The following is an 11,618-nucleotide window of genomic DNA, read 5'->3' as shown; positions in this document are numbered from 1 at the left end:
TTGCGCGATATGGTTTATATTTTCGTCGAACGGGTAGCTATAATCGTCAATCTTATGGCTGTCGTATTTATGGCGGTCGAAATGTATTGCGCCGTCCGGCTGACGTCAGAAATAGAGGGGTGGCGGGTGGACAGTTGCGCCTGCAAACCGCTATGGTCGCGCCCTTCAAAATCGGGGGCGGCATGGGTTATCTACTGTTTGTCACACTGATTCAGGCGTTTTCGTTCAGCCTGATCGGTGTCTATCTGGCGGGGCACGTCGACAGCTACTTTGCGGTACTGGTCCGCGTGGTGCTGGCCGGGCTGGTGTTCATTCCGCTGACGCGCTGGCGTCAGGTCGAGCCGCGCTTCATGCGTGGCATGCTGCTGATCGGCGCGCTGCAATTCGGCGTTACCTACGTCTGCCTGTACCTGAGCTTCAGGGTGCTGACGGTGCCCGAAGTGCTGCTCTTCACCATTCTCACGCCGTTGCACGTGACCCTGATCGAAGACGCACTCAACCGGCGCTTCAACCCTTGGGCGCTGCTGGCGGCAATGGTTGCCGTACTGGGGGCGGGGGTGATTCGTTACGACGGCCTGGACGGCGATTTCCTCGGCGGTTTCCTGCTGCTGCAACTGGCCAACTTCACTTACGCCGCCGGCCAGGTGCTGTACAAACATCTGGTTGCACGGCATCCCAGCGACTTGCCGCACTATCGACGTTTCGGCTATTTCTACCTGGGCGCGCTGGCGGTGGTGTTGCCTGCGTTCCTGATGTTCGGTAACCCGCAACACCTGCCCGATGCGCCAACCCAATGGGTCGTGCTGCTGTTCCTCGGCTTGTGTTCGACGGCGCTGGGCATGTACTGGTGGAATAAAGGCGCGTGCATGGTCAACGGCGGCACGCTGGCGGTGATGAACAACCTGCATGTGCCGCTCGGGCTGCTGATCAATCTGCTGATCTGGACCAGCATGAGGACTTCATCCGTCTGCTGATTGGCGGTGGGGTGATTGTGGCGTCAGTGTGGATCAGCCGGTTTGGCGTGCGGCGAGTGCTGGAAGGCATTCCCGGCACCCGTTGAATCAGACGTGCTGACCGCCGTTGACGTGAATTTTTGCGCCATTTACATAAGAAGCCCCGGCGGTGCACAGAAAGTAGATCAGCGAGGCGACTTCCTCGGGCTTGCCCAGCCTGTGCATCGGCACCAGTCGCTCGACAATCTCTGCCGTGCCGGGCGACAGGATCGAGGTGTCGATCTCGCCCGGCGCGATGGCGTTGACTCGGACTCCATGCGGGCCGAAATCGAAGGCCATCTCGCGGGTCAGTGCCGACAGCGCCGCTTTCGACGTGGCGTAGGCGACTCCGGCAAAAGGGTGCACTTTGGAGCCCGCAATCGAGGTGACATTGATGATGCTACCCTTGGCCGCTTTCAACTCATCGAACAGCCCGCGTGCCAGCAGTGCAGTGGAAAACAGGTTGACGTTGAAGACCTTGATCCAGGTGCTGTAATCCGACTCCAGCACGCCCATCCGGCCGCCTTCCTCGGTCTTCGGTGACACGCCCGCATTGTTCACCAGCGCATCCAGGCGCCCGCCGAGCTTGTCCTTGATCGCCGTCATGCTTGCGCTGACGCTGTCGATGTCTTCCAGGTCCAGATGGATATGATTGAGCAGCCCTTCTGCCCACGGACAGTCATCGACCCAGTTCTGCCTGGAGGCGGTGAACACTTCCCAGCCCGCAGCATTGAAATGCTTTACCGTGGCGTGACCAATCCCACGGCTTGCGCCTGTCAGCAACAGCTTCTTCTTGTCGCCCATGAGTGCGTTCCGGTTTTGTGAGGTTGGATGCATGATGTTTTTTGGTGGGCGGGGTGTCAATAACGGCGCAGTGACAGGGTTGCGTGTCTTATCGAACGACCAGAGATATTGTGTTTGCCGGTCAATAACCTACCCTCAGCATCAACTCAACACAGGAGGTAGCATGTTCGACAACGGTATCTGGCTAAACGAACCCAGGCAGTGGAGCGTGACGGATCAGCGCCTGACTGTCATCACAGACCCCGAAACCGATTTCTGGCAGCAAACCCACTATGGCTTCTGTCGCGACACCGGGCATTTTCTGGGTGTTTCAGTGACGGGTGATTTCACCGCGCAAGTGCACGTGCAGGGTGATTTCAAGACGCTGTATGACCAGGCGGGCCTGATGGTGCGAGTCGATGAGCGCAACTGGGTGAAAACCGGCGTCGAGGTCAGCGATGGTGCCCTGATGCTGGGCAGTGTTTTGACCTGCGGGCAGTCGGATTGGGCCACGGGCGCATACGATGACTCCTCATCAGGGCTGTGGCTGCGAGTGACTGTCGCCAAAGGCGTGATGCGCATTCAGCATTCCAGTGACGGGCTGCGCTGGCCATTGCTGCGTCTCGCGCCGTTCCCGCTGAGCGAGGGTTATACCGTCGGGCCGATGTGCTGCAGCCCGGAGCGGGGAGGGCTTGAAGTGATGTTTTCTCATTTCGAAGTGATGCCTGCGCTGGGCAAGGACCTGCATGACCTGACGTGAGTGGCGCTTCAACCGGCTTGCACAAGCCAGTTGAAGAGTATTACGCATCGTGCGATTACCGGGTGAGGAGGGTGAACGTACAGTTTTCAGGCGAGGTCTCTTCACACACGTTGTAAATAAGACCAAATGGACCTTCTTCCTTTTTCCAGGCGTTGCCTTCGGTTTTTACAGTGACAGGTTTACCCACGTGTGCAATAAAGCGCATGTCGACTGCTTCACGGCCGCCCTGGCCTTTATCTATTATTCAAGTGCTTTATATGTGGAGAGATTAGGTGCAGCTTTTTTTCAGGTTATATAGATTGGCAACACGAGTTTGCTGACCTGTGGATTCATGCTATCGGCAACCACTCGATCAACATCTGGTTCGGGTTTTAAAATACGAGTTTTAAATGATGAGGTGACCGCTTGATGATGTAGACGGGTTCATCTTAGGTGGCCGGTCGCATGTTGTCTGCGCCTTCCAGTCGTGAGTGTTTTTAGGGAAGGTCTGAAAAAGCCTTTTCTTCAAAAGTCGAAGCCAGTAAATACAGGCGCTCCAGCCCGGTTCCTCTCCAAAAAAATGGGCTTTTTCAGAGGATACTTAGAGGGTGTAGACAAAATAAATTAAACTTTCACTCCCTTGTCTGAATAGCCCTCAAGCCATGCCTAAAACCGGACGTCCTCGCTCGATTGCCGCCGAGCACTATCCCGTGCTGGTGAAACTCGCTCATGCACAGCCCTATTCCAGCCAGGCCGAATTGGCGCTCGTATTCTTCGCCGAAACCGGTATCACTGCGCATCCCGACACCTTTGCAAAAGCGTTGAAAATGGCAGGGATTACGCGTGTAAAGCAGCGGGCCAAGGGAAGTTTTCAGTCACCTGAACCTAATAAAGCCTATGGCTACAATGAAACCCACCGCCGCCAACTGCCGGAGCAGCTATATCCGAGTTGCTTGACAGATACCGAGTGGGCACTGGTCGCCGACCTGTTTGAAAGCCAGGGCGGACGAGGAGTGCCACCGCTTCACTCTCGGCGCACGTTGCTGGAAGCCTGTTGCTATGTCGTACGCACGGGGTGCTCATGGCGAATGCTACCCCGCGATTTTCCTCATTGGGACAATGTCTACAAAACGTTCCGCCGGTGGAGCGCTCAAGGCAAGTTCGAGCAAATGCATGATCGCTTGCGAGCTCAATGGCGTGAGCGGGAAGAACGCGCTGACAGCCCGTCAGCAGCGATCCTGGATTCACAGTCGACCCGCAGTTCTCCTCAAGGCGGTGACAGCGGCTACGACGCAGGCAAAAAAGTGAAGGGGCGTAAACGAAGTCTGATTGTCGATACATTGGGCCTGCTGCTGGCTGTCAGTATCAGTGCTGCAAGCGTGCAGGATCGTGACGCGGCGGATGATGCGGTGGCGTACTCGAAGGAAAAATATCCGTCACTGAGCACGCTTTTTGTTGATAGTGCGTACGCAGGAAAATGGGCACAGCGCACCCATCAACTGCACGCTATCGATGTTCAAGTGATCCGTGGCCCGAATAACAGAAGAACAGGGCAATGGCACTCTGAACAAGGCGATCTATTTTCCGTGGAGCCTGTTCAGACTGGATTTGTGGTCATGCCCAAGCGATGGGTAGTGGAGCGAACTCATGCCTGGAATGAGAGAGCTCGGCGACTGATCATGCATCATGATCGCCTTTTTGCGGTAAGCGAGGCATGGGTTTGGTTGGCCGAGGCTCGAATACTCGCGCGCCGACTCACTACATGATTTTGTCTACACCCTCTTAGGAAAAGGCGAGACTTTCTGTGCGATGCACAAGTGCAGGTCGTTTCTCTACTGGCCTGGTCGCTCAGGCACTAGAACTCTGCCCTTGTTCTGCTGAATTATCAGTCGCAGGCGAGCCATTCATTTGAGCCCTTACTTTGAATGGCGTACTGCCTGCCCATGATTGAAACGCGCGGGCAAAAGAGTTGGAGTCCTCGAACCCCAGAAGAAACGATATCTCTGCACTCGACATCGCCGTCGTGCGCAGGTAATGGCGTGCGAGGGAGTCGCGCAATGTATCGAGTGTTTTCTGAAACGTCGTGCCTTCATCCTGCAGCCTGCGCTGCAACGTGCGAGTACTGACCCCCAGTTTTCGACTGACCTGCTGCATCGATACCGCGCCCGCCGGTAAAGACTCAAGCAACGCACTGCGGACCCGTTCGATCATTCCGGATGTACGGTCCAGGTCAGACAACCGTTGTCGCAGACCGGGCTCGAAGAACAACCACATCTTGTGGTTTTCCGTCAGAAAAGGGCGGTCGACGTCCGCCGCGGCAAATACCACACTGGCCTGTGGCGCGTGAGTCACGGGAATGCCAAAGTAGGCTTGATAGGCCAGCAAGTCCGGGCCGAGCGTTGATGGCGATGGCCAGTTCACTTGCAACGGTTGCACAGGGCTGCGTGTCGCCAGTCGTGCCAGTTGCACAAAGAACACAAGCTTGAACGCCAGAAATACGGTGGGCGGTTCGCAGGCATCCAGAAAGTCCATGGTGACGGTGGTGTGCGCTCTAGTCGGCGTAACCCGAATGACCATGGGCGCGATCAACCTCACATACTTGGCAATCCGGTCGAGGGCGTCGCCCAGGTTGGCACTGCACAGCGCGGCGAAAAGCTCTGGATCAAACCAGTCCGACGACATGACCCGGGCAATTTGCAGAGGTGCCGGCAATTCTGCATTGATGGAGGCGGCTTCGGCTTCAATGGCTTCCCAAAGTTTGAAGAAGTGTGCCGAGTCCAGACGAACATTCTGTCGAGTGAACAAATCGCCTGGCAACTGCGCGCGCCGCAATACCGGGGCCGTTGCCAGTCCGGCATCCTGCATCAATACCCGCCATCCGGGCCAGACCGAGTAGTCCAGAGCTGAACTGCGCTTACCGTTAGGAGGGTGTAGACAAAATCATGTAGTGAGTCGGCGCGCGAGTATTCGAGCCTCGGCCAACCAAACCCATGCCTCGCTTACCGCAAAAAGGCGATCATGATGCATGATCAGTCGCCGAGCTCTCTCATTCCAGGCATGAGTTCGCTCCACTACCCATCGCTTGGGCATGACCACAAATCCAGTCTGAACAGGCTCCACGGAAAATAGATCGCCTTGTTCAGAGTGCCATTGCCCTGTTCTTCTGTTATTCGGGCCACGGATCACTTGAACATCGATAGCGTGCAGTTGATGGGTGCGCTGTGCCCATTTTCCTGCGTACGCACTATCAACAAAAAGCGTGCTCAGTGACGGATATTTTTCCTTCGAGTACGCCACCGCATCATCCGCCGCGTCACGATCCTGCACGCTTGCAGCACTGATACTGACAGCCAGCAGCAGGCCCAATGTATCGACAATCAGACTTCGTTTACGCCCCTTCACTTTTTTGCCTGCGTCGTAGCCGCTGTCACCGCCTTGAGGAGAACTGCGGGTCGACTGTGAATCCAGGATCGCTGCTGACGGGCTGTCAGCGCGTTCTTCCCGCTCACGCCATTGAGCTCGCAAGCGATCATGCATTTGCTCGAACTTGCCTTGAGCGCTCCACCGGCGGAACGTTTTGTAGACATTGTCCCAATGAGGAAAATCGCGGGGTAGCATTCGCCATGAGCACCCCGTGCGTACGACATAGCAACAGGCTTCCAGCAACGTGCGCCGAGAGTGAAGCGGTGGCACTCCTCGTCCGCCCTGGCTTTCAAACAGGTCGGCGACCAGTGCCCACTCGGTATCTGTCAAGCAACTCGGATATAGCTGCTCCGGCAGTTGGCGGCGGTGGGTTTCATTGTAGCCATAGGCTTTATTAGGTTCAGGTGACTGAAAACTTCCCTTGGCCCGCTGCTTTACACGCGTAATCCCTGCCATTTTCAACGCTTTTGCAAAGGTGTCGGGATGCGCAGTGATACCGGTTTCGGCGAAGAATACGAGCGCCAATTCGGCCTGGCTGGAATAGGGCTGTGCATGAGCGAGTTTCACCAGCACGGGATAGTGCTCGGCGGCAATCGAGCGAGGACGTCCGGTTTTAGGCATGGCTTGAGGGCTATTCAGACAAGGGAGTGAAAGTTTAATTTATTTTGTCTACACCCTCTTAGGGAGACGCTGATTTATTCTAAAGCACAGCTGTTGCCCCCTGATAAATCAAGGCCTCCAGAGCGTTGCAGGGACGAAAAATCGAATAAATCAGCGGCTCCTTAGGGAACATTCATTTCACTCAAGTAAAGATTCGGGTTCAGTCACCACGGGCCCAGTTTAGGTCGCCGATCACGCCACCACAACGGCGGATGACGCCAGATACGCCAGAACACAATTGGCGCGTTTCGAGGTCAGGTTGGCGCGTTAGGCGAGTGCCAACCATTCGCTGAGCGGGCACTGTAGGCACTGTCTGAGGTGCTGAATGGCCAAAGCACTTTCGAGAACGAGACAGGTTTTTTGCCTCTCCTCCCACTCAAGGTAGTTATATGAAAAAGACAGTTTTAATTACAGGTGCCTCATCGGGCTTCGGGTTGATGCTTGCCACTCATTTGGATCGACAAGGCTTCAACGTCGTGGGCACGAGTCGTTATCCTCACAAATACGCGGGCAGCGTTCCGTTCAAGCTGTTGCGTCTGGACATCAATGACGATAGCTCTGTCCAGTCGTTTACTGACGAGCTTTTTAAACATATCACTCGACTGGACGTTCTGGTGAACAACGCGGGCTATATGGTCACCGGCCTTGCCGAGGAGACACCGATAGAAACAGGTCGTCAGCAGTTCGAGACTAATTTCTGGGGCACAGTCAAAGTCACGAATGCGGTTTTGCCATACCTGCGGCGACAAAAAGCCGGGCAGATTATCACCATCAGTTCTATGGTCGGGTTGATAGGGCCGCCTAACTTGTCTTACTACTCGGCCTCCAAACATGCTGTAGAGGGCTACTTCAAGTCTTTGCGCTTTGAATTGAACCCGTTCAATATCAGTGTCAGTGTCATTGAACCAGGCTGGTTCAAGACTAATCTGGGGGACAACGCCATTTCGGTCGCGGACCACAAGATCGCCGACTACGATCGTTACCGTGAAAAAGTAGACATAGTTACGCAAAAAGGTATCGACGAGGCTGAATCACCGAAGGCCGTCGTGAACGCCATCGTCGACGTCATCGCGACAAAAAATCCTCCGTTTAGCCACCCAGTCGCAAAGATGGCCGGAATGATCCTGTTCCTTCAGCGCTATCTGCCGAGCGTGTTCGAGAAAGCGATATTCAAAAGCATTGCCTCAGGCAAAAAGCTTTAGAGCACCCATAGCCCTCTATTTTTGATTCCTGAGCATTCAACCAGCGAGACTTGACCCATGAACGCTTACCTTTGCAAGTACATCCCGCCCCGCGCAGATTTCCTGACAACCATGACGTCTGACGAGCGTCAGTGGATGAGTCAACACGGTAATTATCTGAATGAGTTGCTGGAGCAGGGCTTGATCGTGGCCCACGGCCCGGTGATCGACCCGGCCGGAAGCTACGGTGTTTCGCTGTACCAGATTGAAGATGATCAGGACATCGCGGCGCTGACATCGCAAGACCCTATCGTGAAGAATGGATGCGGGCACTACGAACACTACGCAATGCTTCATTTGAAAGCGCGCGGGTGACCTTGCCGTGGCGGTGATGCCATCTGCTGGCAGCGATGGCATCAGTTGCTAACGGCGGGATTAATATCAATCAAATCTCAGCGTGGGAAGCTGTTTCCAGCGTCGAGGCGATGAGTTCGCGTAGCCACCTATGGGCGGGATCCCGGTGCAGTCGTTCGGGCCATAACATGAGCATTTCAAAACCCGGAATGACGAGTGGAGGCGCCTGGACATGAAGTGTGGGCTCATCTCGCACCAGCCTTTCCGGGACCACCGCAACCAGGTCGCTGTGCGCCAATGCCGAGATGAGCGAGTTGAAATTAGACACTGATAATACGACTCGTCGTTCCAGACCTTTAGCTGCCAGCGCCTGGTCAGTACTCCCGACGAACCCACCGCCATTCGGTGACATAACGGCATGTTCAAGGCCGCAGAACGCTTTGAGCGATAGCTTGGTTGCCAAAGCGGGATGACCGCGCCGCCCTGCCAGCACATAGCGTTCGTGAAGCAAAGACCGCTGGCGCAGTTTTGGCGGCGCTTCGTCGCGAGTGTGCAACGCCAGATCGAGCTGGCCGTTTTCCAGGTCATTGGCAAGGCCGACGGGATGTTTGTTCAACAGCGCCAAACGGGTTTTTGGGGCCAAGCGCCTGAGCAGTGCCAGCGATGGCCAGACTAAAGCTGTAGTTGCGTAATCACTGGCAGCGACCCTCCATGTCTGTTCCGACAGCGCTGGCTCGAAAGTGGCAACAGGGCTCAATGCGCCCTCCAGAGCAGCCAGCGCTTCACGCAGTGGCCCGCGCAACTCACGAGCACGCTCGGTAGGCGACATCCCTCGGGGGCCGGGCAGCAGCAATGGATCGTCCAGAAGTTCTCTCAATCGACCCAGTTGCAGGCTGACGGTCGGCTGGGCGAGATTGAGCAAGCGCGCCGCCCGTGTAACGTTCTGCTCGGCTAACAGCGCATCCAGCGTCATCAGCAAATTAAGATCCAGACGACGTAAGGTATTGTGCATGGAAATACCAGATGTTTCGGAAATTCATTTCTAGCATAGCGGATTCGTCGTTACGGTGAGGAACACATCCACCTGGAGCCCCTCATGAAAATTCTGCTGGTTTACGCCCACCCTGAACCCCGTTCGCTTAATGGCTCGCTCAGGGACTTCGCGATTGCTCACCTGAAAACCACAGGTCACGAAGTCAAGGTCTCAGACCTGTATGCCATGCGCTGGAAAGCACCCATCGACCCGGACGACGCCCCAGGCTACGACGATGAAAACCCGTTCAACCCGGCCATTGAATCGCAGCGTGTATTTGCCGCCGGCGCGCAACCGGCAGACATTGAGGAAGAGCAAGCCAAACTGCTATGGGCAGACGCCGTCATCTTTCAATTTCCCCTTTGGTGGTTCTCGATGCCAGCGATCCTCAAGGGCTGGGTCGAGCGGGTCTACGCCTGTGGATTTGCTTATGGCGTCGGCGAACACAGCGAAAACCATTGGGGTGACCGCTACGGCGAAGGGAACCTGTCAGGAAAGCGTGCAATGTTGGTGGTGACCATGGGCGGATGGGAGTCCCATTACAGTGGCCGAGGGGTGAACGGTGCGCTGGATGACCTGCTGTTCCCGATCCAGCATGGGGTGCTGTTCTATCCGGGTTTTACGGTCATGCCGCCGTTTCCGATCTATAAAACCGGCAAAATGGACGCTGCCCGGTTCGAACAGTTATGCGCAGCCTATGCCGCTCGGCTGGATAACCTGTTCAGTGATCAGCCCTTGCCGTTCCGTCGCCAGAATGGCGGGGATTATGACATTCCGGCGTTGACGCTCAAGCCGCATCTTGCACCCGGGCGTCACGACTTGGGCATCCATAGCAGATAACCGCACGCGGATGATTTGATCGCGACGGTGATGCCATCTGTTCACCACGATGGCATCAGTTGCTGCCCACGGGGGCAGCATCAATCTGTCGTTGGTTTGTGTCCCGTCAGCATTTTCAAGACTTCGCCATGTGAACCGCTTGCTTCAGCAAACCGCAACGGCTTGGCGCGTTCGACGACCCGTTCTTGTGGGGGTGGGGAGGTGTTGAGCAGGTCGAAGATTTCGTCCAGAAACGAGCGCCACCGCGATACGAGAGGCCGCATCTATTTACGAGTTTCCTGGGCAGTCGGGATATGCGTCAGCACTGCCTTTCTCGCCGCTTTTTCATTGTTCATGGCGGCGATTTCACGCGCGCAGGTCTCGGCGTCGAACGAGTTGTCCCACTTCGCGATCGCGAGGGTGCCGATACCGTTGCCAATCAGGTTGGTCACGGCCCGGGCTTCGTTCAGGAACCGGTCAATGCCCAACAGCAAAACCAGCCCTACCAGCGGAATGGAGTGGATGGTGGTCAATGTCGCAGCCAGCGTCACGAATCCCGCACCGGCCACGCCCGCCGAGCCTTTGGACGTCAGCAGGAATACACCGAGCAGAATCATCTGATCCACAAAGGTCAGAGGCGTGTTGGTGGCCTGAGCGATGAAGATGGCGGCCATGGTGAGATAGATGCAGGTGCCGTCCGCATTGAAGGTGTACCCGGTAGGCAACACCATGCCCACAACCGATTTTTTGCAGCCCAGTTTTTCAAGCTTGACCATCATGCGCGGCAGTACCGCTTCGGTTGAACAGGTGCCCAGCGTGATGAGAATTTCATCCTTGAAATACCGAAGAAACTGCATGAGCGGCATGCCGGACCATCTGGCAACCGTACCCAGCACAACCACGATAAATATTAACGTGGTGATGTAGAGCGCGACCAGCAACTGACCGAGTGACAGCAACGTACCAATCCCGTACTTGCCGATCGTGAACGCCATACCCGCACCTGCACCCAATGGGGCGAGGCGCATGACCATCGCGACAATCCTGAACAGACCTTGCAGGAACAGATCGATGGTATTGATCAGCGGTTTGCTGGTTTCGCCCATTTGAACCAGAGCAACGCCCATCAATACCGACAGCAAAATAACTTGCAGCATGACGCCATTCGAGAATGCGCCCATGAAGGTGTGCGGGATGATGTTGAGAAAGAAATCAACAGTACCGCCTTGTTCACTGGCCGCTTGGCTGTACTTGCTGATTGCACTTCCATCGAGCGCGCCGACGTTGATGTTCATCCCGACGCCCGGCTTGACGATGTTGACCACAACAAGGCCGATGACCAGTGCAATGGTGGAAAGAATCTCGAAGTAGATCAGCGCTTTTACGCCGATCCGCCCGACTTCTTTGATACTGCCCATCTTCGCAATACCGACAACGACCGTGCGGAAAATAATGGGTGCCAAGAGCATCTTGATCAGTTTGATAAAGCCATCGGCAAAGGGTTGGAGCCTGGCGCCGATATCGGGCATGAAATAACCGATGGCGGCACCTACCACGATGCCGATCAGCACTTGCACATACAGCTGGCCATACCAGCGGGATTTGGAGATTTCCACGGAAGCACCTCATTTTAT

At 55.7% G+C, this 11,618-nt stretch carries 10 protein-coding genes and 3 pseudogenes; 6 read left to right on the top strand and 7 right to left on the bottom strand.

Going from position 1 to position 11,618, the window contains the following annotated elements:
• The first annotated feature begins 182 nt into the window (after positions 1-182).
• Positions 183-1,060 (top strand): annotated as a pseudogene (locus BLT55_RS14915) (carboxylate/amino acid/amine transporter).
• A gap of 1 nt (position 1,061) precedes the next feature.
• Here the strand turns inward: BLT55_RS14915 and BLT55_RS14910 are convergent.
• A complete protein-coding gene (locus BLT55_RS14910; protein WP_055000109.1) occupies positions 1,062-1,796 on the bottom strand; it encodes an SDR family NAD(P)-dependent oxidoreductase in 735 nt (244 codons plus the stop codon).
• A gap of 163 nt (positions 1,797-1,959) precedes the next feature.
• Here BLT55_RS14910 and BLT55_RS14905 point away from each other — a divergent pair, with 163 nt between their 5' ends.
• A complete protein-coding gene (locus BLT55_RS14905; RefSeq protein WP_055000110.1) occupies positions 1,960-2,535 on the top strand; it encodes a DUF1349 domain-containing protein in 576 nt (191 codons plus the stop codon).
• Between the two features lie 55 nt (positions 2,536-2,590).
• Here BLT55_RS14905 and BLT55_RS14900 read toward each other — a convergent pair.
• Positions 2,591-2,761 (bottom strand): annotated as a pseudogene (locus BLT55_RS14900) (DUF3757 domain-containing protein); the annotation flags it as partial.
• A gap of 415 nt (positions 2,762-3,176) precedes the next feature.
• On the opposite strand from BLT55_RS14900, the gene BLT55_RS14895 reads away from it, so the two are divergent.
• On the top strand, positions 3,177-4,280 hold the full coding sequence (locus BLT55_RS14895) for an IS5-like element ISPsy19 family transposase (protein WP_004663854.1): 1,104 nt from the start codon (positions 3,177-3,179) through the stop codon (positions 4,278-4,280).
• Between the two features lie 82 nt (positions 4,281-4,362).
• Here the strand turns inward: BLT55_RS14895 and BLT55_RS14890 are convergent, their stop codons facing one another.
• Both BLT55_RS14890 and BLT55_RS14885 read right to left on the bottom strand, forming a co-directional pair.
• The gene (locus BLT55_RS14890) at positions 4,363-5,379 is read right to left on the bottom strand and encodes an AraC family transcriptional regulator (protein ID WP_055000649.1); all 1,017 of its coding nucleotides are present in this window, start codon (positions 5,377-5,379) and stop codon (positions 4,363-4,365) included.
• A gap of 75 nt (positions 5,380-5,454) precedes the next feature.
• The gene (locus BLT55_RS14885; protein ID WP_004663854.1) at positions 5,455-6,558 is read right to left on the bottom strand and encodes an IS5-like element ISPsy19 family transposase; all 1,104 of its coding nucleotides are present in this window, start codon (positions 6,556-6,558) and stop codon (positions 5,455-5,457) included.
• A 428-nt stretch (positions 6,559-6,986) separates the two neighbouring features.
• Between BLT55_RS14885 and BLT55_RS14880 the strand changes: the two genes are divergently transcribed.
• Positions 6,987-7,799 (top strand): SDR family NAD(P)-dependent oxidoreductase, encoded by an 813-nt coding sequence (locus tag BLT55_RS14880; RefSeq protein ID WP_055000218.1) that lies wholly within the window; start codon positions 6,987-6,989, stop codon positions 7,797-7,799.
• A gap of 57 nt (positions 7,800-7,856) precedes the next feature.
• Entirely contained in the window at positions 7,857-8,153 is a 297-nt protein-coding gene (locus BLT55_RS14875) for a YciI family protein (protein WP_055000219.1), read from the top strand.
• A 70-nt stretch (positions 8,154-8,223) separates the two neighbouring features.
• Here BLT55_RS14875 and BLT55_RS14870 read toward each other — a convergent pair whose 3' ends face one another.
• The gene (locus BLT55_RS14870) at positions 8,224-9,144 is read right to left on the bottom strand and encodes a LysR family transcriptional regulator (RefSeq protein ID WP_055000220.1); all 921 of its coding nucleotides are present in this window, start codon (positions 9,142-9,144) and stop codon (positions 8,224-8,226) included.
• Positions 9,145-9,228: 84 nt separating this feature from the next.
• Between BLT55_RS14870 and BLT55_RS14865 the strand changes: the two genes are divergently transcribed.
• A complete protein-coding gene (locus tag BLT55_RS14865) occupies positions 9,229-10,005 on the top strand; it encodes an NAD(P)H-dependent oxidoreductase (RefSeq protein WP_055000221.1) in 777 nt (258 codons plus the stop codon).
• An 80-nt stretch (positions 10,006-10,085) separates the two neighbouring features.
• Here BLT55_RS14865 and BLT55_RS34520 read toward each other — a convergent pair.
• Positions 10,086-10,238 (bottom strand): annotated as a pseudogene (locus BLT55_RS34520) (oxidoreductase); the annotation flags it as partial.
• A gap of 30 nt (positions 10,239-10,268) precedes the next feature.
• Complete coding sequence (gene dctA, locus BLT55_RS14855) at positions 10,269-11,600, bottom strand: C4-dicarboxylate transporter DctA (RefSeq protein ID WP_055000223.1); 1,332 nt, start codon at positions 11,598-11,600, stop codon at positions 10,269-10,271.
• Positions 11,601-11,618: the final 18 nt, after the last annotated feature.

The organism is Pseudomonas cannabina, from assembly GCF_900100365.1.
Classification (GTDB): domain Bacteria; phylum Pseudomonadota; class Gammaproteobacteria; order Pseudomonadales; family Pseudomonadaceae; genus Aquipseudomonas; species Aquipseudomonas cannabina.
The sequence above is the reverse complement of the archived record's forward strand: the minus strand, read 5'-3'. Positions and strand labels throughout refer to the sequence as shown.

Excerpts from the sequence above, each read along its gene's own strand:
- BLT55_RS14890 (WP_055000649.1), bottom strand. The coding sequence starts at position 5,379 with ATGCAGGATGCCGGACTGGCAACGGCCCCGGTATTGCGGCGCGCGCAG.
- BLT55_RS14880 (WP_055000218.1), top strand. The coding sequence starts at position 6,987 with ATGAAAAAGACAGTTTTAATTACAGGTGCCTCATCGGGCTTCGGGTTG.
- BLT55_RS14895 (WP_004663854.1), top strand. The coding sequence starts at position 3,177 with ATGCCTAAAACCGGACGTCCTCGCTCGATTGCCGCCGAGCACTATCCC.
- BLT55_RS14910 (WP_055000109.1), bottom strand. The coding sequence starts at position 1,796 with ATGGGCGACAAGAAGAAGCTGTTGCTGACAGGCGCAAGCCGTGGGATT.
- BLT55_RS14905 (WP_055000110.1), top strand. The coding sequence starts at position 1,960 with ATGTTCGACAACGGTATCTGGCTAAACGAACCCAGGCAGTGGAGCGTG.
- BLT55_RS14875 (WP_055000219.1), top strand. The coding sequence starts at position 7,857 with ATGAACGCTTACCTTTGCAAGTACATCCCGCCCCGCGCAGATTTCCTG.
- BLT55_RS14865 (WP_055000221.1), top strand. The coding sequence starts at position 9,229 with ATGAAAATTCTGCTGGTTTACGCCCACCCTGAACCCCGTTCGCTTAAT.
- BLT55_RS14870 (WP_055000220.1), bottom strand. The coding sequence starts at position 9,144 with ATGCACAATACCTTACGTCGTCTGGATCTTAATTTGCTGATGACGCTG.
- BLT55_RS14885 (WP_004663854.1), bottom strand. The coding sequence starts at position 6,558 with ATGCCTAAAACCGGACGTCCTCGCTCGATTGCCGCCGAGCACTATCCC.